This window comes from Acidithrix sp. C25, assembly GCF_904848545.2.
This window is the reverse complement of record NZ_CAJHCI020000006.1, coordinates 1,483,950-1,503,387: the sequence shown is the minus strand read 5'-3', so window position 1 is coordinate 1,503,387 and position 19,438 is coordinate 1,483,950. Positions and strand designations below refer to the sequence as shown.

The window sequence follows — 19,438 nt, the reverse complement described above, 5'->3', positions numbered from 1 at the left end:
ACCGGAGCTCTCGAATTTAATTTGTAGATCGATTTTGTCTAAATGATCTTTTTCAAGCAGTGCAACTCTAACTCTGGGATCAGATTGGGGTCATCTTCGAGTATCAAGACGACCTGCTTTTTAGCTCTTGATAAAGACTTGAGATTTTATGCAGCGACGGTGCGACGCAGCAAAGCTTGAATGACATTGTGCTCTCCATGGAAGTTCGATATGAGTATTTGGCGCAAATGTAGTCGGATCGATTCAGAGTAGTCACACTCTTCGAGAATGCTAATGGTCAACTCTTCAATCTCATCGGTTAGTTTAGGATGTCGACACAGTAATCCAGTTAAAGTAAATTTCACATGTAAGCTCGTTTTGTATTTATTGCGAGCAATTAATTCAGCAAAGAGAGCGATATTGCTCGGATGGCTATGGGAAAATTCATTAATAGCTACGTCGGTTTGGGGCACATTTGTGTTTCTTAATTGATGTCGAATTGATTCTGGAATTTGTTCATTTGAGAGAAAAGATACCCATGCATAGTTCGGTTGGTTCTCTATCGCATCAGCCATTTCTTCAGGTATGTAATAAAAAGGGGAGTGGCTATTTGTAGTCGATATCCTTCGCACTGAGGAATCGCGATCGTCAATGATTTTTGTAAATATTGGTAGAGGTAGAGCCGAGTTTTGGGCTAGACGGTACCGTACCACGTAATCCTCCTCCTCTAGCAATTGGAGCATTGTAGGATGTGGGGTGCGCGGGTTCAAGGCGATCGCGGATCTCACAGAGGCTAATGGATCGGTGGCGAGTTTGACAATGACCTCATTTTTTGCAAAGACCGATCTCCCTAAGGCATACCTAACTCTCCAGTCAGCATCTTCGGCGAGCTTAAATTGAAGTTGAAGTTCCGCGCCGGGGTTGTTTGCGATCGTTATTCTGGTGTCGGCTGTTTCGGTAGCAATAATCGCTTCTAGAATCTCGCCGGGAACAGAGGGGTTTTTTGCCAGTCGCCGTTCGGCTGAACCCTTGTCACGTTTGAAAATCTTCTCTAGATACTTTTTAGGAGTGGCTGGATTTTCAGCTAAAAAGCCACGCAGTTCGGGTGTTGATTCGAGATAAAGTTCCACTAGCGTTTCAGGTGGCGTGTTTGGGTTGCCTGCAACGGCTACTCGTACCGCGCGATGAGGTGATTGTGCCAGGAAATTGAGCGTTTCGACGGTGTTATAACGATTGGACGCTATTTCGCAAAGGTATTTAGCATTATTGATCCGAGCTAGTGCTTCTAGGTCTATCTCCTTCTTTTTTCTGGTGGATTCCAGCGCAGCCCGTCCTTGAGAGAACGTGGTGAGGAATTCATACACTCGGTTATCGGGAGGTATATCAGCATTGATTGAAAGTACTTCTTTTACTTCGTTTGGGGTAAAGCCAGCATCTAAGCAACGATTGATGACGTCATCGGTTGAATGGGCTTGCATTCGACACCGATAGTGGTGCTCTCGGGAGAGGTTAAGGTCGCAATCGGTGTCCCAGAGTTCGTAGCATTTCATAGTTTGTCGGTATCCACAACACTAGCTTTAAATTTCCGAGAGAGATTCGGCCCTTGGCTGTACCTTAAATGGCTCATCGAGCGTCTCTGTGATTGATCGGGTTCGTCGTCTTGGCGTTGGGATCTTGCGTATTGTTTCGATTGACGATTGGCGATCGAAGTTTCGATTGATATGTTTGAGTTTGAAAAGCGCATTGTTCGCAGTGATCGAAGCTCGTGAAGCTTGAAGAGTTCGATGTCAGCCGTTTCCGGGATTATGTTTGATCCGACAGCTCCATTCCTTGCTCGATTCAGCAGTGCTATCTGGGAGCGGCTTTGAAAATCTATAATCTCAGTGAGTAGTGGTGGACCCGGGGCCAAGTTGGGATCGTCTTTAGGCGGTGCTTTTTGTGGGAAGGGGAGTATCTTGGCTGTGGTGGGCTCGCTCGCAAAGGCTAAAAGATCGACTGCGCCTTTGATATCTGGAGCATGTCTCTCTAGTGAATTCTTGGCGATTTGGGTCTCTAGGTATACGAGATGCTGTGCCGTTTCCGTGGTCTGCGAATCATAGGCGGCCTTCTCTTTAATTAAGTCACTATTGGTGATGTGCTGATCTTTAGTGGAATGAAGTGCATTCTCTAGGTTCTTGCATTTTACCATTTCATTACCCGTTCCTGTAAAGATGATTTTAACGCCTAGTTGAATATCGTCACTAAGAGTGGTTTTCTTTAGTGTGACTACCACTGGATGGCCATTAATGACCACAGACAATATTTCTTCCGGTAGGGCGCGAATTATTCCATCAGGTATTAGGTCATCTTCTGATTTGGTCATTGCCTCCGATTTAACATCGCACGACCGGGAGTTTATAACGCGTTGGCCTGGATAAATGAACGGTGAATGTCACTGCACCTAGGCTTGGCAAAGCAATTGGTCATTTGTTCGGCAAGGGTTCGGGGACTTCAAATTGGTATTGGGAACGTCGGCCAAATCACCATTAGCTAACCATTTCGGTATTTTCCCTTGTGGGAGAGTAGTATTTCTATACTGACTTGCCAGGGGCATAGGACTAGTGAAAGTCCACTTGGGAATAGTTTTATTAAATGTGCATCCCGTTTTCGGCGATATCTATGTATCATGTAGATAATAAAAGATCTCCCTTCGAAGCATGGCACTGGGGGTGCAGGGTTCATGCAGTCGAAGGGAGAAACTTTATGATCACTTCCTTAGTCGAAGGTGATCTGATCTTTCATAAGGTAATTATTAAGATCTAGCTTTTTGATTGATTTTTCTTTCGTATTGGCATCCTCCCTGTTTTAGTATTGGGATGTAACGCGCGCCTCGTTGCTATTTTTTGCTAGCATGTGCTCTGATTGAAGCGCGTGCAGCTTCTCTTCCGGAAGCCATTGCCTCGACTACACTGGACGGCCCAACTAGGGCGTCTCCTACTACAAATACGTTTGCAGCATAGGGGCTTCGAGCGGCGGCAACGGCGACTTCTCGCTTCCAAGACAGATCGGCTATCGACCGATTGTGGTTATGGTTACCGGAGAAGATACCACTAGTGATCCAGTTGTCGTCAGGCTTTGTGGATTCGCTGGCTCTAAAAGGTGCCTGTGGTGCAAGTTGTCCGAATTCGCTTCCAAGACGATATCCAAGTGCCAGAACGACGATATCCGCATCGACGATCTCTTCGGTTCCCGGAATCAGCTTAGGTAGTACCTTTGGATCGCTCTGTTGGGTTGTCACCAAAGTAGCTTTTCCGTCGGTTATCAATGTAGCGGTAGTGTTGAACCGGACGGATACCCCTTCATGTCGTGCCTCTTCGAGCTCGTCACTTCTAACACGAGCGAACGATTCAGTTACCCATTCAACACAAGTCGGAATAGCTCCGAAGCGGATTGCAATTCGTCCAACATCCATTGCTGTGTTGCCAGCTCCGATGACGAGGATCTTCTTTCCTTCAATGGCATTGGTGTCGTTATGTGCGCCAAGCTTTTCGCCATAAGCTGCAAGAAAGGCCATAGCATCGATTACGTTCGGCCTGTCCAACCCTTGGACTGAGGGCCTTATCGGTGATGATGCTCCATTTGCTAGGACGATTGCATCTAGCTTTTCGGTAAAGTCTTGAAGATCGTCTTGGCTAACGCGGTGATTTAGTTCAACCTTCACGCCTGCGTCGCTTAGAGACTTCCAAACTTCACTAACTTTTTCACTTGGAAGAGTAAATTCCGGGATGCCATGGTTCAATAGTCCGCCTGGAATTGGGTCGGCCTCATAGACCGTAACTTCAGCTCCGGCTTCAACGAATTCCCATGCCGCAGACATTCCTGCAGGACCGGAACCAACTACTGCGACCTTCATCGAAGAGGAAGCTTCGATATGTGGAGCATGGATCTCGCTATTGTCGAAGACGAAACGTTCAAGAAGGCCAATTGCCACCGGCTCATTACCAGCTAGTTTCCACGAGCAAGCTCCCTCGCATTGGACAGCTTGATTGCAAACTCGTGAGCAGATCGATCCAAGATGGGTAGTGGCTTCGAATATTGATCTAGCTTGATCTAGGTTGCCCTCTCGGATCGAGGCAATCATTGCTGGAATATCATTGTGCGCTGGGCATCCGCGAACGCATGTTGGATCGGGACAGCTTAGGCATCGTGATGCCTCGGCGAGAACAGCTTCGAGGTTAGAGAAGCCGGATCTGGTCTCTTCCCAAGGGGCGATAGCGGGTATGGCTCGGTTCTGAAGGTAATGGCGCTCGCTTGGTGCAACCTTTGGCGTTCCGTCGATTGTAATTGCTGAAAACGGGCAAGTGCGCTCGCACTGTCCGCATCCTACGCAAAGTGCTGAATCGACAGTGACGATCCAGTTGTCGGTGTCTAGGCCAATGGCTCCCGTTGGGCAGCGAATAAGGCATTCCTGACAGCCCGCACATCGATCAGTTAGGACTTCGATGAGAAGTTCGCTTCCTAGTGTGGGGACCTCTGGGGCTTCGCTGTGGTTTTTTGAAATCTTAGTTGGATTGAAGGTAGTTGTCATCTTGTAGAACTCCTTGATGGCTCCGGCTTTTTATCTTTGTTAGCGTGGAGCAGATGTAAAATCGAATCAATTCTGTAGGGCTGATGTTGTTTGACCAAGAGGCGAACTCGATCAGCCCTGATGCATTTAGTTTGCGGCGTGCATTGGTATGTAGAGCAAGGTCATTGGGATGGACATTGCGAGGATTGCTACCGCAAAGTAGGCGTATGCGACCTTTGAACCCTTGTTGGTCAAGACGAGATCCCTCTTGGAGATCTTCGCGGCTGCATAAAGAGACGCTAGAGTTCCAATGATCATGATTGCGACTTGAACCATCACGATGTGGGAGTCCGAAAGAAGTCGGTAGTTGTAGAGTGCCTTTGCGGTGCCACCGAATGGGTGAGCAACTGCTGGGACGATTCTGGTTGCATGCTTGAAGAACTTTGGAAGCTGACGAGCGAAGTAGTCAGCACCAATGGCTGGGAGCAGGGCGTATGAGCCAGAGATGAACCAATTTCTGAATTCGCTTCTCTTGGTCATGAAGGTGCCGTCAGTAGTGGCGATCGTTCCCTTAGAGAAGAGAATTGCGCCTACTTTGTAGATTGCAACAGGAACCAAGGCGAAGAGAGCAATGAAGCCTACGTAATCGATTGGATTTGGATATTGTGGGAAGTGGGTTTGCTTATTTAGCCAATCGTCCAACGATGTGAACATGCTGAGTGCATTTACTTGCTGGAAGACGACGAGTCCCAGAAGAATAGCGCTTACAACGGCGATGTCCATTCTCTTTTTGTTCGGTTGGATTACTGAGGTGAGAGGAGCTTGTGCATAGAGGCCAATGTTGTCAGTTGGGCAAGACTTGTAGCATTCGGTGCAAAGACCACAAAGTGAGTTGGAGTCCGCGCTGCCGACCCAAGTGTACCATGGGCATCCGTATCCCTCTTCGCCGCCTCGCATGCAGGACTTGGTTGAGCAAGACTGGCAAGCGTTACGATCCTTTGTGCGGAAGCCTGCGATCGATCCCATCGATCCGACGGAACCAATTAGGGCTGATAGTGGGCAAAGATAGCGGCAGAAGGTACGACGTTCGAAGACCAGGAAGGTTATTGTTGCGAATGCTACGATGCCAAGGACCATGTATGCAGTGTCATGGGGTGCTCCTGGACCAGCTATATTGAAGAACTCTTCAATATAGGTTAGTACCAAGAAGCTGACCGCTGAGGAGACCAATCCGTAAGCAGCTAGCTTCTTTGGATACTTGAGGCCAAAGCCTAGTGATTTCTGGGTCTTCTTGAAGAAGGTCTTACGTTGTATCCATTCGCCGAAGCCGCCGAAGGGACACATAACACACCAAGCTCGTCCTACGACGACCATAAGGACGAATACGATGCAGAACCAGATGTACCATGTAATTGCGGTTGCGAAGTTTAATCCTGGTACTACGGTCCCGATCAAGCCGGAAAAGATAACCAACCAGAAGATGAGCTGGTTTGGAACGATCAGTGCGAATTGGAGCCAACGCTTCTTGAGGATAGCTTTGACTGGCTTTGTGCGACTGAGGTCTAGCTTTGGATCGCTAGGAGCGAAGTGAGATGCCATGTCGGTCTCGACCTTTGGTCGCAGCCGAATCGCGACTGCGACTGGGTCGAGCCGTCCCTCACTGGTAACGTTTTTTCGAGGATCATCCTCATCCTTGAAGGGCATAGCCTTCGTTTTTGGATCAGTGACGTAAGTCATCGATCTGCACCCCCTATTGTGCTTTTGTAATGTTATGTACCTTTAGTAAAGTACTAAACGTAAAGTTTGTCACTGTAGAATATAAATGTCAAGTCAGATTGTGAAAAATTGGGAGTTAATTTTGAATGTGACGCTATCGAGAAGGGGTGATTATGTACTGCGAGCTGCTATTTGTCTATCGCGAGCGTATGTCGATGGAACTCCAAAAAAAATTCGAGAAATTTCGGAATTTGCTGTTATTCCAGTGAGTTTTACTCCTCAAGTTCTTGCTGACCTAGTTAGAGCTGGCATTGCTATCTCAAGAGCTGGTCGAAGTGGAGGGTATTGGCTATCTCGGCCACCCACTGAGATCTCGCTTTTAGAGGTGATTGAAGCCGGCGAAGGCGATATTCACTCTGATCGGTGCGCGATGGGTGACGGACCTTGTTATTGGGAAAAAGTTTGTCCACTCCATGACTCTTGGAAGGGCGCATTGAGCTCCTTTAGGGATGGATTGGCCGCTTCGACTTTGGCAGAGGTTACAGAGCGCGATATAGCGATAGAGTCCGGGGAGTATTTGGCGCCGATCGATAGTCATCGGGGTGGACGTGTCGTCAAGCTTTGAAGTTTTTGATTTTGCTGTGAAACACCGAGAGCTCTGATGCTCTGAGATTTTTCTAAATTATTTGCTTGAATCTCGGCTATGCGGTTTCAAGTCGAGGCTATGCGCTATGAATTTTGTTGCAAATAGTATGAGAAATCTAATCAAAGATTGCGGTATTTGGGAAATAGGAGCCTAGTTTGTATCTTTGCGCGATCGGATTTTTCGACGTATCACTATGGCTACCTGAAAATAGCTGTGGTATTGTAGCTGCGGTTTTATAGCAGTTGAGATCAAGTTGTTTGTGATGTCATAGCCGTGCATCCAGTAACTTTGAGTCAAGGAGTTTCTATGAGTTTCGAAGTTGTGATTGAGGTTCCAAAGGGTTCCAAAAATAAGTATGAGATCGACCATGAAACCAATGCGGTTTGGTTGGATCGGGTTCTGTTCACGCCTATGGCATACCCTCTCAACTACGGATATATCGAGGGGACCTTGGGTGAAGATGGCGATCCCTTGGATGCGTTGTTAGTATTAGATGCGGAGTTGGTGCCAGGGTGTCACCTCAAGGCTAGAGCAGTCGGCACGTTTGTGATGTCCGATGAAAAAGGGCGCGACATCAAACTGATTTGTGTCATTGATGGTGATCCAAGGTTTGATCACATCCACGACATCGAAGATGTCTCTTCTTTTTTGAAGGACGAAATAAGCCACTTCTTTGCACACTATAAGGATTTGGAACCTAAAAAGTTTGCCACCATTGAGGGATTCTCAAACAAAGCAGCTGCTCAAGTTGAGTTAGATGGTGCGATAGAACGCCTGCACTCGGACCATTAGTCCCATCTTTGGATATGGAATCTCTTGGTCAATTACTCCTATAGCGATAGTAACAATTGCTCGGGTGGACTAAGATGTTTTCGTGACTATAGATCAAAGCACCTTTCAGGATAATGATAGAACTCGAGACGTCTTTGAACTCATAGAGATGATCCGCCCGGCTGTTCAAGCAGACGGTGGCGATTTAGCTCTAGTTAGTGTTGACGTTGAGGCGGGAGTCGTTGAGGTACAGCTCCAAGGTAGTTGCTCATCTTGTGCAATCTCATCTGTAACCCTACAGGCGGGAATAGAGCGAATAATCAAGGGTCGACTCGATTGGGTGACCGAGGTCCGTGGCGGCGTCGATGAGAGTTTAGATTTTGAATCTAGCTACTCGCTAGGACGTGGAGGCTACGTCCCTAGGGGAGATTATTAAAGTTTATAAATACGTTTGTAATACAAAAGGCGCCTTATGCTTGGCGCCTTTTGTATGTATTTAGATTCCGTCTTCTGCTGGCGATTTATAAGCGTTTCTTCTGGCCGTTGGTTTCTATATTTGGTTATTGAACCTGGTTGGACCTTGCCGTTGCCGCTCCGAAATACATATACATTCATATGCACCTCTTTTGTTTTCGCTCTCCAGACGCCTTTGCGTGTTCTGCCCCATCCACGGGGACAGAACTAGGGCGAGTCGGTGGTTGCACACCTCCCACGTCCAACTCGCGTTGTCGTGGTATCCTTGGAGTCCTGCCGTGAGCGCTATCCTTGGCATCTTCGAGGATGTTCCGGCTTTCCATTTAGCGTGGGAACCTCGCGTCAAGAATCTTTCTCACTTCCGTGTAGGGAGTGAACCGGTCGATCTGGTGATCTTGGATCCTTGATTTGATGTTCATGGAGGCTACGTGATCTGCATCGCCCTGCCAATTGCAATCCCAATAAGGGTTACGACAGTGAAACACATCCCCGCTTCGGTTGTCGAAAGAGACATACCCACACGTTGGATTAGGAGATGTTTGGCTGGTGTAGGCCGCGTTGACCGTTTTAATGCCGGAACCTCCGACATGCGCATGTACCATAATGCGTTCTTGGTTCTCGTCCCTTGCCCACGATGAGCAGAGTCGAGATATCTTCTTAGACTTAGCCTTACCCCCTAGGTGAGACAGATCTTCGGTGATGATTTCTTTTGGCCGTTGTGATGGATGTTGGGGAGCTCGTCCATTAGCTCTGGTGCGATTGCCCTCTCCGTAGACCACTTCTTTGATTGCAGCGCCCGAAATTGTCTGTAGTTGTGCCTTTGCACGCCTGAGTCGAGCTTTTTGTTTCTTGGTCCCTAGGTTATTTCGTGAGATGTGCTTGGTTCTTCTGGAGCCAGCATCTCTCTTTGATAGAGCGTGAAGTTTGTTCCTTGCCTTGGCGGTCTTATGCCTGCGCTTAGCCATGGAACTAAGCGCTCGGCCATACTCGTCGCCATGATGAACTCCCGAGTCATCAGTGCAGACCTCGGTGATTCCCCAGTCGAGCGATACAGCGGGGCCGGTGGCCTTGGCTAGAGCTGCAACGTCGTAGCTAACGTGAATGAAGGCCCGCTTGTTCTCTTCATCAAGTACGACCCTGACATTCCCCGACACACGAGAAATGCCAGACAGGGGTAGCGAGATGCGTTTGTTGCGAGTTGAGCTGACAACTTTGACATAGCGTCTGGTCTTGCCTTTAGCTGTGTCGTTGTCGACCACTGAATACAAGGTAGAGTCCAAAGACATAGAGTGAGACTTGATAACGGTTGGCCAGCTACCATCGAGTGCATCTCGAATGACGCGATGTAAGTACGAGGCTATCTTTGCACCCGTTTCGGGGGAGGTAGTCACAGTGGAGATCTCTGGCACGCCGCCACCCATGATTTGGCCAATAGCCGAGTATCTCGTTAGACAAGCATAGGCATAATGCCTCTCATCTTCGTCTGTGAAGCGTCTCCACACCCTTGCCTTGACGTTAGCTCTTACAAAGCAGGACTCGATGTGGCGAATACAGGTATCCACGGCGTCAAAGGCAGCTTGGTCTACCAAATGGACGTTGATGCCCTCTGGGTATAAGCCCTGTGCCTTTGCATAGTCACGAAAGCTTTTGCTTCTATCAAGCAGCCTCCATAGGCTAGTCTGGCGCAGATGAGCTACAAAGACGCGCTTTGCGTCGCTATAGTGCCCAATCACAGAGCGCGTCTCGTCATACTTGTTCTTGTTCAGTGGCAACGTGGCTAGACGTACCGTGCGCTTCATAATGCTAACCATAGAGTGAGGCTCGGAGATCGGATCATGGAGTTACCTCTTTGGCCACCTCTTGAAGCCGTTCCATAACCTTTTTGTTTTTATGGTTACGCGATCCATATAGCCAGCCCGAGAAGACGGTTACGATTTCAATGACATCGTTTGTCAGATCTTCTTCAAAGGTTGAATCCTCGCTAGCGTTGATAATGATTACTTCGACTCCAAAATGCTCACAAAGAGACAAAACAAGCTCTGACCCAAAACGAAGCAGTCTGTCCTTGTGACTGAGCACCAGCCGCCCAACCTCGCCGGAGCAAATCCAAGAGATAAGCACTTTTAGTCCACGCTTATGGTAGTTGAGTCCTGACCCTACATCGGAGATGATCTCATAGCTCCACCCGTTTGCGGCGCAATAGCTCTCTAGGAGAGCCACATGGCGAACCAAGTCGTCTTTTTGAGCGTTGGTTGACACGCGGGCATAGGCGATAGTAGCTCTGGTGGATGGAGCTTTATGAGGAGTAATAGCACGAAGCTTAGATAGGTCATAACGCCTTCTGTCTCCTTGTGTGCGTATAGGAGGATCGATACGTCCTTCTGCTTGTCATCTCCGTAGCGTCATGGGGTGTACCCCAAGCTCCTGTGCTGGCACCCCAATAGGCACTAACCTCGTCATATAGGCATTATAGTAAACTTCGTTCAAGAGTGCTCAGCTGGAGAGTAGCAGTAGCGAGCCCCAAGTGGTTGTCTTGATTCGGTGCGAGTAAGCTCGGATTGGTGTCCTTTGTTGGATGGTATTGCAATGAGCTAAGTCGCTCCTTCTAATTTGGTGCCTTCGCATCTAAATTCAAAACGAGGTTTTTACTGTTTTAGGGCTCGTGCGATTTGTTCATGGAACTTTGTCAGTTGAATCGTTTAATTGCCAAGATTGCTTTGCGTGATAGTTCCAATTGTGCCTGATTGAGCACGATCTTTTTCGGGTGTGGAAAGTCTATCTCGATGGTGAGAATCCGCTTTTTGTGAAGCTGTCGATTTGGTTTCTGAGAATGAGTCAAGAGAATTTGAGTATGAGCTGAGAACGGCGATGCCTATGATTTGCAATTTGGCGATATGATTGGTTTCGACCGTTCGGCTTAGATTTTAGCCCAACCTACCGACGAAGATGGGGCTCTGATCTCGAATCTCGCCTTTTCGTTGGTGTCAGCTATCTATTGGGGTTTAAAAGATTATATGGGCTTTAGGGTTCTCAAGTATATTTTCGCGCTGCTAGTCGGTGGTGTTTTGTTGGGTGCGGCAGCTGTTTTGCTAATTCCGGCAGTAGGTAACCTTTCGATCTTGAAAGAGCCAGGAACGTTTTCATCTCCGTTGGTCCTAAGACCTCTTTCTGTTCCCTCTAAGATTCTCGATTCAAAAGGGAATCTGCTTTATGAAGTTCAAAATGGGCAATATCGAACTCCGGTGACCTTGGCACAGGTACCGCCTTTGGTTCGCTCGGCAATTTTGGACGTTGAGGACCACACTTTTTACCAACACGGAGCGTTGGATATTCGCTCCATAGGACGGGCTTTGATTGCGGATTTTTCGGGTGGTGGAGGACTGCAAGGTGGGTCCACTATTACCCAGCAGCTAGTCAAAAATGCAATTTTGACTCCACAGCGTACACTTTCGCGGAAATTCCAAGAAGCAATACTCTCCTATCGTCTACAAGGCGTCATGTCTAAGAACCAGATCTTTCAGCGCTATCTCAACACCATCTATTTCGGTGAAGGTGCTTACGGGATATCAGCTGCATCTGAGACCTATTTCGGTCTGCCTATGAACAAGCTTGATATCGCTCAGTCGGCTTTACTTGCCGCTTTGATTGAAAATCCCAGTGGCTATGATCCGTTTTATTATCCTAAATATGCTCTTTTCCGACGTAACCTTGCGATTGATCAGATGCTTCAATATGGAACGATAACCAAGGCTCAGGATGTTGCTGCTAAGGCAGAGCCGCTTCCTACGGTTTCGCACCGTTTGGTCTTTAGTTCCCCATCTTCTTTTGTTACAGAAGTTATATACCGCATTGAGACCGGAGCTAAGTACAGTTTTCTAGGAAGCGATCCCACCCAAAGATATGCGGCACTTGCAAACGATGGCTACGTAATTAAAACAACACTTAATTCGACAGATCAAGCCGCTGCCAATAGTGCTGTTGCAAGAGTCCTACCGAATACAAATGGGAAGTTCACCTCTGCAATGATCTCGATGAATCCTTCAAATGGCAACGTGGTTGCTATGGTGAGCGGAAATCCCACTAAGGGAAGTGGAGGCTACAATGTTGCGACCGGACGCGGAGGGACTGGTCGGCAGCCAGGATCGTCATTTAAGATTTTTACTTTAGCTGCAGCTCTTGAGCAGGGCTATAGTCCTAATGATATTATTGACGGTACGGGTCCTTGTAAATTCACTGTTCCGAATACGAAGCCCTTTCCTTACATTGTCTCCAATGCCGAACCTGGATACGGCCTTATGACAATAACGGATGCGACAGCTAATTCAGTTAACTGTGCTTACGTTCGGCTTGGTGTCAAAATTGGCCTTCAAAATGTTATCAATACTGCAAAGGTGATGGGTGTAACCACTCCTCTCTCAGCAGTTCCTTCGGTTGTGATCGGCTCTGAAAATGTAACTCCGCTTGAAATGGCGACTGCCTATAGCGTCTTAGCAAATGGTGGATACCTGCATCCGGCAAGGTTTGTAACTTCGATAAAAGATTATTCCGGCGCCAATGTTTATAGCCCGGTGGTTTCCTCTCGACGAGTTCTTTCTGCGAGAATTGTCGCGGTTGAAGATCAAATTCTTCAGCAGGTCGTTATTAGAGGAACTGGAACTGCAGCACGCCTCTATGGGCGGCCGTCAGCGGGAAAGACTGGCACGACCGATAATTTTACCGACGGATGGTTTGATGGCTTTACGCCTCAGCTGGTTACGACGGTTTGGATGGGAGATCCTGCTGGGTCTGTGCCGATGTTTGATGTTGGTGGAGCACCTGTTTACGGAGGAACCTATCCAGCGCGGATTTGGCACGATTATATGACTTCAGCATTGGCTTCTTATCCTGTGGTTCAATTCCCATACGTCAACCCTGCTTGGATACCGCCTTCTAAGTTCATTGTACCGATTGATTCGCCAGGCGCGATTACCTCGCCAGTTGGCACTACAACGACTTTGCCAACCACTATTACAACTTCGCAACCCGTTTCGTCGACAACCACAAGCGCTGTTGTTCCCCCCACGACAACTGCGACAACTTCCACGACAACTGCGGTTACACCTCCGACAACTGCGACAACTGCGGTTACACCTCCGACAACTGCGACAACTGCGGTTACACCTCCGACAACTGCGACAACTGCGGTAAGTCCTTCGTCGTCGCAACCTGGTTAGTAATGATAACTTTTTGTAGCCTTTGAACTAGACGGAGTTTTAGCGTGGTTATCAGTGGTGTGGTTCTAGCGTTGCAATGGTTAGGGTGATAGGTAAGCGTATATTGATGAGGTCGCTAAAGTATGAGTTCAAAAAGTTTTTCTTTGAGTGCTGAGGATATCGAGGGTCTCTACCTTATTTCTGATTTGGCTAGCCGCGCCCATCGAAATAATTTGCGTATTTCCAACGGCCCAGAGGCTTCCGATTATAGATCTAAGGCTCAAAACTATAAAAAACTTAAAGTAAAAGCTGAGATTTTGGTTGAGGAAGAGAGTGCTCTCGAAGAGGAGCGAAAGATGCTCGAGAGGGAGTTGGACCGCTTTTCTACATCCCTAAAGGTCTCTCGTCAACGTCTTGACGGTGGACAGAACCTTGATTATAAATCCCTTCCTGCCCTTCGACTCGAGGTTGCCAACTTGGAAGCCAAAGTTCTTGAGTATACGGGTGCAGAACTGGGAATGATTGAGCGGCTCGAGGAGCTCGCGAGGGATCGATCAAAATTAGAAACTATGGTCAAGGAATTGGCTCAGGAGGCAATTGTTGCAAGAGATAAGCTAGAGGAGTTGCGACGGGATGTGGCTTTGCAGGATGGGCTCTTGCAGGAGGAGCTGACTCAGGCCAAGATTAAGGCTATGCCCGAGGTTATCGCATTGATCAATAGAGTGCCGTCTTCGGTCATAGACAAGGTTGCCTATGTCGTCGATGGAAGTTGCTCTGGATGTCGTCTCCGGCTATCTTCGAGTCTCGGTGATAGGATTCGGAGATTTAGCTCCGAAGTTCATTTTTGTGAGGATTGCGGTCGGATTCTGCTACCACCAAGAGGGTAATCCTTTTAGGTGGCGCGTTTTTTAGGCTTTAGAGGGCCCGGTTCCACCATTGGTAACACAAGCTCACCAGATTTGTAAAAAGAGGCCATTCGATGGCTGTTGGTGCAGAGTTAACCTGTAGGCGGGGTTCTGTTTGAATCGTGAGATTCGCGGTAGCCATCCATCTAAGCGATCTACCCGGAACTCGACGAAGTTTTTATTCATCGCGACGGGCCGCCACTAGTTCCAATATGATCTTGCTTCGGGTGGGGTTTACATAGCCGCTTTGATTGCTCAAAACGCTGGTGCGCTCTTACCGCACCGTTTCACCCTTACAGATCGATCGTTTAGTTTGTTGGTACAAGTTGCACGATCGATTGTGCGGTATACTTTCTGTTGCACTTTCCGTCAGGTCACCCTGCCTCTAATTGAGCACCTTGCCCTGTGAAGCCCCGACCTTCCTCAAGCATAACAATGCTCGCGACTACCCGGTTAACTCTGCCCTAGATACTCTAGTTCGGGATTTTCTTTATTTCGTCGAAGCACTGATTCTATATTTTTATCATTGGTACAAGGATTTAGAGAGATGCGAAGTTGATAGTTCGATAGATTTGTCGCAGAAGCAACTTTGGATATTTCTAGGTACCTAAACGATCGCGATAATGTGCCATTCGCTGTCTCAGTCATGCGAACGAAAGTTTCAACCTGAGTTTATGAAGCGCATTGAAATTGCTTTAAAGATTTCAAGTGATGGTTTTGCAAAGTATGGCTAGTTACGACTTGGATTTACCTCGCTAGTTACTTTCTGACTTGATTTGCAATCAGATGAGATGAAAGATTGAAAGGCGCCGAAAGCTTTAATCAATCATTCGTAAGTCCCTAGAGCCCGAGTTTTCGAGAGATCCAAAGGAGAGCACATTCAATTTTCAACCTTTTAGGCGTTTTATCAATGGCTGGCATCAATGGCTAAGAGATCCGGCTAAGGATAGCGCTTTGTCGTATCAGTAGTGTCATTGAATTTAGGCCGGAGTTTGACCGTAGCGCCTCTGGAAGGGCTGGTACTTTTGGGTCAGTTGATATTTCTCCGTAATGGGAAAGATGAGATACGTGTACGAGATTACTTAGAGTGATATTAGAACCTTCTTATCTTTGGCCTACCTAGCTTATCATCACGATAAGTAGTATTATAGTGATGATTAATGGTAACGGATTACGATTTCAGCCAAATATTGAGTGGCTCCAAAGAGGGTGATGTTGATTCATTAGCCCAACTTTGGAAGTGGTTTAATCCAATGCTAGTGAAATATTTAGCTGTAGTAGCCCCCACCTTGGCTGACGATATCTCTCAGGACGTTTGGATTTCAGTTTCCCGCTCGGTCAAGGGTTTTGAAGGTACCTCGAATTCTTTTAGAAACTATCTACTAACAGTTGCAAAGAACAAGGTGACCGACTACCGCAGAGCAGGTATTCGTGGGTCACGCCTCATCTCAAGGATTGAAACCCAGGTAGATACAATCTCTAATGATAGCTTAGAGATTGATCGGATTGGAGACGGCGAACTGATCCAGGTGCTCCAGCGGTTTCTTCCACCGGCACTTGCCGAAGTAGTTTTCATGCGCTATTTGATTGGTATGAGTGTTGACGAGGTGGCGGTTGTGATAGGCAGGTCTCCTGAAAATGTTCGGGTCATCTCTCACAGAGGTCTTTCGCGTTTGCGCGAACTTTACGGCGCGAGAGTTCCAGGCGTGGTTGCTATGGTTGGGGAGCCGCAGTAATTCATCTCATAATCTCTCAAGGGTTCTATGTTGATCCAAGTTGATGATTTGGCACCGCTTGCTCGCTTCCCCCCCCTCCTGATTTGTAGGTAGGACCAAATGGAGACCGAGAAGCATCCCATGGAACCTAGGGGAAAGGTAATGGTTATTAGGCACCTGTGAATTGATAATTTAATTGCTCGATATCTCCTACCTAAATGAAAGCAATTTCATGGTTTTCATAGGTCAAGGCATGTAGAAAATAGGATCCACGTCAGATATCGGTCAATTTTGAGATGAGGCGTTTGGGTAAGGGCCAAATCCAGCTTGGGTGCGCAGTCGGTAGTTCTCTCCTTAGCAGAGATCGATACCTTACTCAGATAGAGATTCTGGCCTCGAGGGCGACTTGTAACTGGTCTGCTTTAACCTGGATCCACCGAAAATTTAGCCGCTCAACTTTGATTTAGACATAGAAAGGGTGCTCTGAACTGGTGGAATGATGTTTGAATACAATTCAAATCCATCAGTTCAAGGAGCACCTTTTAGATGCAAGCATCTACTAGTGCTTTAGAGTGTTTGATAGTCACCTTTGACGATTCGAACGCAGTTTCCAACAGTGGGTTAATACTCCCTATCACCCTTGCTGAGAGACTTGGCCTTAGGGATCTCTTTGATTTACACATTGACCTAGAGGATCGTCCTGGACGAGCAAATGTTGGCAGAAAAGCTATGGCTATCGTCGCATCTATCTTGGCCGGTGGTGATTGCATTGATGACACTGCAATCCTTGAAAGCCCAAATGCACAAGTTATCCTTGGTCAGATAATGCCAGCACCATCTAGGTTTGGTGTCTTCTTGCGTAGTTTTGAGACCAGTGACATCGCAGATGTTGAACGAGTTGCGGCTTTGTTGCTAAAACGAGCCTGGCTAGCTGGAGCAGGTCCAGGTGATGAGCCGCTCACCATTGATGTTGATTCCACAATATGTCAGGTATATGGAAACAAAAAAGAAGGAGCTTACTTTGGTTATACCAAAGTAAGGGGGTATCACCCACACCTAGCAGCTGTTGGTAAAACAGGTGACATTCTTGGAATAGTGACACGTGAAGGCAACGCCAATACCGCTCGTGGTGCCGGGGAGTTTGTAACCCAGGTAATCAACAATGCCAGAGCCGCCGGAGCAACTGGTGAAATAACCATGCGTTTTGACTCTGGGTTCTTCTCAAGAGCCGTAAGAGACGCAGCTAGCGCGGGCAATGCTCGCTTTTGCATTACAACACGGATGTCAAAACGATTGAAGCAGGTTATTGCAGCCATACCAGAAGAAACATGGACTTCAATTCCTTATTGGCTTGAAGGTGGAGCTGATGTAGCAGAAGTGAAATACCGTCAAATACAGTAAATTGCGCATTTGCAAAAGATTTACAAGACGTTCGTCTTATCGTAGGAAGAACAAAGCCTACTCCCGGGTCTCAGCTGGCACTATTTAGAGACTATGACTATCACGCATTTATTACCGACCGACAAGGCGAAACGCTTTTCCTTGAGGCTGATCACCGAGCACATGCCCAGATCGAACTAGTCATCAAGGATCTCAAAGGAGGTTCTAGGTGGAATCATGTTCCATCCAGATACATGAACGCTAATGCCGTTTGGTTAGCTCTGGTCTGGTTGGCTCTGGTTTGGTTAGTTATTTGTGTAACTACATAACCTGGCGCGGTGCAACTGCACAACCTGGCGCGAATAGGTGCTATTACAGAAACTGTTATCACCACACCAAAGCTTCGACGGTGTTACTTTCAGATCGCAGGACATATCACTCGTTCAGCTATAAAAGTAATACTGCATCTTGAAGAACACTGGCACTATAAGGATAAGTTCTTAGAGGCTCTTGATCGGATCAGAAAGTTTGAGATCGCCATCACCTGAACATCTGGTTACCTAACACACTGAATATTACTTGAAGGAACTGCTCTAGAAGACAAGGGATTAGGTCACTATACCCAAAATGAGATTTCACAATCTCAAAAATGACCAAACAGGCTCAACCACAAAGGGATTAGGTCATATTTGGCACTCTGAAACCAGATTTAAACCATAGACCCTCCGTCAAACCTAAATCAGTTCCGAAAAACCGACTCAGAGTCACACCGAAGGGCTCAAGCTGGTCCATTTCTATGGATTCAGGTTTAGACAAAAGATGGCTCTTGATTCTGCACAGATAGAGAGTCAATACTGTGCTTCTGTTTGCATCTTACATGGGTGTTGTGAGGCCTTGCATGGTTCTTGCAGAGGTTAATTGGAGCTTTCGATCTGGTTATCTGAGTGCTGACCCTTTAGGAGTCGAAATGGAGTGATCGACCTGTGAATCTCAATAAATGTGTACCTTTGAGTCGATGGCAGCGATGGCTTTTGATTTGGCTTTGTAGCCATCGAGGTTCTGGTAGTTGTTTTCCCGGTTGTTTGATGTTCGACTTCGGTATTTGAGGGCAGTTGGTAAATGCTGCAGAGGAGTTAAATCTTTTAATTTCTGTAACGCCTCTATCGCAAGCATCGTTTCTATAAGCAGTTGTGAATGATGACTTTTTAGTAGCGAGGTTAGACAAAGGACTTTTGCTCCTTGTGGCGATGGTGAAGGATCGACGACATAACTCACTAGGCGTATCGCGCATTGATGGTGTGATGGTGGATCGATATGGCAATTAGATAGCCAGGGGAACACTTTTTTTGCGATGAACATGGAAATTAATGACGGGACGGACCTAATCAACGCTCCGTTTGAAGGGAAAATAAGATGAACTTGAAATTTTTAACGACTAAGGCTGTCTTGGCTGGGGCCTCAGCTGTTATGGTCACAGCGACCGCGGCCGCGGCCGCTACCGGTGCTTTGCCAGGACCAATTCAGGGTGCTATGTCGCTTACTGCAGCGAGCATAGGGATCTCATTGCCATCTGGCAGTACTACCTCAACCACCGCAGCACCGACTACCTCAACCACCGCAGCACCGACTACCTCAACTACCGCAGCACCGACTACCTCAACCACCACAGCATCGACTACCTCAACCACCGCAGCATCGACTACCTCAACCACCGCAGCACCGACTACCTCAACCACCGCAGCACCGACTACCTCAACCACCGCAGCATCGACTACCTCAACCACCGCAGCACCGACTACCTCAACCACCGCAGCACCGACTACCTCAACCACCGCAGCACCGACTACCTCAACCACCGCAGCACCGACTACCTCAACCACGATCCCTATCGTGTCGTGTGCTGGTTCTGGTAGTGGTGGTGCATTGACGACAACCAGCGGTTCAAGTGCTGGCTCGGTGTTAGTGGTGAATCCTGCCGGTAAAGAGGTTGAGTGTGACAATGCGCCCAAGGTTAGCGGTGGCGATGGTCATTCGAAACACCAACAGAAGGATTCGACTGATCACGGTAATTCGCCTTCGTCTACAACTACTACTGTTCCAACGAGTACGACAAC

The 19,438-nt window shown here is 47.6% G+C and carries 16 protein-coding genes, 1 other RNA gene and 1 pseudogene; 8 read left to right on the top strand and 10 right to left on the bottom strand.

Going from position 1 to position 19,438, the window contains the following annotated elements:
* Positions 1–146: 146 nt before the first annotated feature.
* From ACIDITHRIX25_RS75490 to ACIDITHRIX25_RS75475, 4 genes are all read right to left on the bottom strand, one after another.
* Positions 147–1,529: a hypothetical protein gene (locus ACIDITHRIX25_RS75490; protein ID WP_201732888.1), complete on the bottom strand. Its 1,383-nt coding sequence runs from the start codon at positions 1,527–1,529 to the stop codon at positions 147–149.
* The gene (locus tag ACIDITHRIX25_RS75485; protein WP_201732887.1) at positions 1,526–2,341 is read right to left on the bottom strand and encodes a hypothetical protein; all 816 of its coding nucleotides are present in this window, start codon (positions 2,339–2,341) and stop codon (positions 1,526–1,528) included. Before ACIDITHRIX25_RS75485 ends, ACIDITHRIX25_RS75490 begins: the two co-directional genes overlap by 4 nt.
* 513 nt (positions 2,342–2,854) lie before the next feature.
* Positions 2,855–4,546: an FAD-dependent oxidoreductase gene (locus tag ACIDITHRIX25_RS75480; protein WP_201732886.1), complete on the bottom strand. Its 1,692-nt coding sequence runs from the start codon at positions 4,544–4,546 to the stop codon at positions 2,855–2,857.
* Positions 4,547–4,672: 126 nt separating this feature from the next.
* Positions 4,673–6,262, bottom strand: a complete 1,590-nt coding sequence (locus tag ACIDITHRIX25_RS75475) for a 4Fe-4S binding protein (protein ID WP_201732885.1) — start codon at positions 6,260–6,262, stop codon at positions 4,673–4,675.
* A gap of 85 nt (positions 6,263–6,347) precedes the next feature.
* Between ACIDITHRIX25_RS75475 and ACIDITHRIX25_RS75470 the strand changes: the two genes are divergently transcribed.
* The 3 genes from ACIDITHRIX25_RS75470 to ACIDITHRIX25_RS75460 all read left to right on the top strand — a co-directional run bounded on the left by ACIDITHRIX25_RS75470 (position 6,348) and on the right by ACIDITHRIX25_RS75460 (position 8,094).
* Positions 6,348–6,866, top strand: a complete 519-nt coding sequence (locus ACIDITHRIX25_RS75470) for an RrF2 family transcriptional regulator (protein ID WP_052606425.1) — start codon at positions 6,348–6,350, stop codon at positions 6,864–6,866.
* 327 nt (positions 6,867–7,193) lie between these two features.
* Positions 7,194–7,679 (top strand): inorganic diphosphatase, encoded by a 486-nt coding sequence (locus ACIDITHRIX25_RS75465; RefSeq protein ID WP_052606426.1) that lies wholly within the window; start codon positions 7,194–7,196, stop codon positions 7,677–7,679.
* Positions 7,680–7,761: 82 nt separating this feature from the next.
* Entirely contained in the window at positions 7,762–8,094 is a 333-nt protein-coding gene (locus tag ACIDITHRIX25_RS75460; protein ID WP_349632138.1) for a NifU family protein, read from the top strand.
* 175 nt (positions 8,095–8,269) lie between these two features.
* On the opposite strand, the gene ACIDITHRIX25_RS75455 is transcribed toward ACIDITHRIX25_RS75460, so the two are convergent.
* The 3 genes and pseudogenes from ACIDITHRIX25_RS75455 to ACIDITHRIX25_RS75445 all read right to left on the bottom strand — a co-directional run bounded on the left by ACIDITHRIX25_RS75455 (position 8,270) and on the right by ACIDITHRIX25_RS75445 (position 10,592).
* Positions 8,270–8,455 (bottom strand): hypothetical protein, encoded by a 186-nt coding sequence (locus tag ACIDITHRIX25_RS75455; RefSeq protein WP_201731836.1) that lies wholly within the window; start codon positions 8,453–8,455, stop codon positions 8,270–8,272.
* Positions 8,456–9,931, bottom strand: coding sequence for a zinc ribbon domain-containing protein (locus ACIDITHRIX25_RS75450; RefSeq protein ID WP_201732884.1), 1,476 nt, complete (start codon positions 9,929–9,931; stop codon positions 8,456–8,458).
* 34 nt (positions 9,932–9,965) lie between these two features.
* Positions 9,966–10,592, bottom strand: a pseudogene (locus tag ACIDITHRIX25_RS75445) (IS607 family transposase).
* 554 nt (positions 10,593–11,146) lie between these two features.
* Between ACIDITHRIX25_RS75445 and ACIDITHRIX25_RS75440 the strand changes: the two are divergent.
* Entirely contained in the window at positions 11,147–13,345 is a 2,199-nt protein-coding gene (locus ACIDITHRIX25_RS75440) for a transglycosylase domain-containing protein (protein WP_201732883.1), read from the top strand.
* A gap of 122 nt (positions 13,346–13,467) precedes the next feature.
* On the top strand, positions 13,468–14,211 hold the full coding sequence (locus tag ACIDITHRIX25_RS75435; RefSeq protein ID WP_201732882.1) for a C4-type zinc ribbon domain-containing protein: 744 nt from the start codon (positions 13,468–13,470) through the stop codon (positions 14,209–14,211).
* Positions 14,212–14,313: 102 nt separating this feature from the next.
* On the opposite strand, the gene rnpB is transcribed toward ACIDITHRIX25_RS75435, so the two are convergent.
* An RNA gene (gene rnpB, locus ACIDITHRIX25_RS75430) (RNase P RNA component class A) lies at positions 14,314–14,690 on the bottom strand.
* A gap of 699 nt (positions 14,691–15,389) precedes the next feature.
* On the opposite strand from rnpB, the gene ACIDITHRIX25_RS75425 reads away from it, so the two are divergent.
* The 3 genes from ACIDITHRIX25_RS75425 (at position 15,390) to ACIDITHRIX25_RS75415 (ending at position 17,872) form a co-directional block, all read left to right on the top strand.
* Complete coding sequence (locus tag ACIDITHRIX25_RS75425; RefSeq protein ID WP_201732881.1) at positions 15,390–15,965, top strand: RNA polymerase sigma factor; 576 nt, start codon at positions 15,390–15,392, stop codon at positions 15,963–15,965.
* A gap of 525 nt (positions 15,966–16,490) precedes the next feature.
* Positions 16,491–17,345 carry a transposase gene (locus ACIDITHRIX25_RS75420; RefSeq protein WP_201732880.1) on the top strand — a complete coding sequence of 285 codons (855 nt, stop codon included), beginning with the start codon at positions 16,491–16,493 and terminating at the stop codon, positions 17,343–17,345.
* Between the two features lie 317 nt (positions 17,346–17,662).
* Positions 17,663–17,872: a hypothetical protein gene (locus tag ACIDITHRIX25_RS75415; protein WP_201732879.1), complete on the top strand. Its 210-nt coding sequence runs from the start codon at positions 17,663–17,665 to the stop codon at positions 17,870–17,872.
* Between the two features lie 442 nt (positions 17,873–18,314).
* Here ACIDITHRIX25_RS75415 and ACIDITHRIX25_RS75410 read toward each other — a convergent pair whose 3' ends face one another.
* Positions 18,315–18,599 carry a hypothetical protein gene (locus ACIDITHRIX25_RS75410; protein ID WP_152626125.1) on the bottom strand — a complete coding sequence of 95 codons (285 nt, stop codon included), beginning with the start codon at positions 18,597–18,599 and terminating at the stop codon, positions 18,315–18,317.
* A 245-nt stretch (positions 18,600–18,844) separates the two neighbouring features.
* Positions 18,845–19,324 (bottom strand): hypothetical protein, encoded by a 480-nt coding sequence (locus tag ACIDITHRIX25_RS75405; RefSeq protein WP_249685660.1) that lies wholly within the window; start codon positions 19,322–19,324, stop codon positions 18,845–18,847.
* Positions 19,325–19,438: the final 114 nt, after the last annotated feature.

Bases quoted from the DNA above. Each gene is read 5' to 3' on its own strand.
- ACIDITHRIX25_RS75485 (WP_201732887.1), bottom strand. From the start codon at position 2,341: ATGACCAAATCAGAAGATGACCTAATACCTGATGGAATAATTCGCGCC.
- ACIDITHRIX25_RS75465 (WP_052606426.1), top strand. From the start codon at position 7,194: ATGAGTTTCGAAGTTGTGATTGAGGTTCCAAAGGGTTCCAAAAATAAG.
- ACIDITHRIX25_RS75440 (WP_201732883.1), top strand. From the start codon at position 11,147: ATGGGCTTTAGGGTTCTCAAGTATATTTTCGCGCTGCTAGTCGGTGGT.
- ACIDITHRIX25_RS75470 (WP_052606425.1), top strand. From the start codon at position 6,348: ATGTCAAGTCAGATTGTGAAAAATTGGGAGTTAATTTTGAATGTGACG.
- ACIDITHRIX25_RS75420 (WP_201732880.1), top strand. From the start codon at position 16,491: ATGCAAGCATCTACTAGTGCTTTAGAGTGTTTGATAGTCACCTTTGAC.
- ACIDITHRIX25_RS75475 (WP_201732885.1), bottom strand. From the start codon at position 6,262: ATGACTTACGTCACTGATCCAAAAACGAAGGCTATGCCCTTCAAGGAT.
- ACIDITHRIX25_RS75435 (WP_201732882.1), top strand. From the start codon at position 13,468: ATGAGTTCAAAAAGTTTTTCTTTGAGTGCTGAGGATATCGAGGGTCTC.
- ACIDITHRIX25_RS75490 (WP_201732888.1), bottom strand. From the start codon at position 1,529: ATGAAATGCTACGAACTCTGGGACACCGATTGCGACCTTAACCTCTCC.
- ACIDITHRIX25_RS75425 (WP_201732881.1), top strand. From the start codon at position 15,390: ATGGTAACGGATTACGATTTCAGCCAAATATTGAGTGGCTCCAAAGAG.
- ACIDITHRIX25_RS75450 (WP_201732884.1), bottom strand. From the start codon at position 9,931: ATGAAGCGCACGGTACGTCTAGCCACGTTGCCACTGAACAAGAACAAG.
- ACIDITHRIX25_RS75455 (WP_201731836.1), bottom strand. From the start codon at position 8,455: ATGGAAAGCCGGAACATCCTCGAAGATGCCAAGGATAGCGCTCACGGC.
- ACIDITHRIX25_RS75480 (WP_201732886.1), bottom strand. From the start codon at position 4,546: ATGACAACTACCTTCAATCCAACTAAGATTTCAAAAAACCACAGCGAA.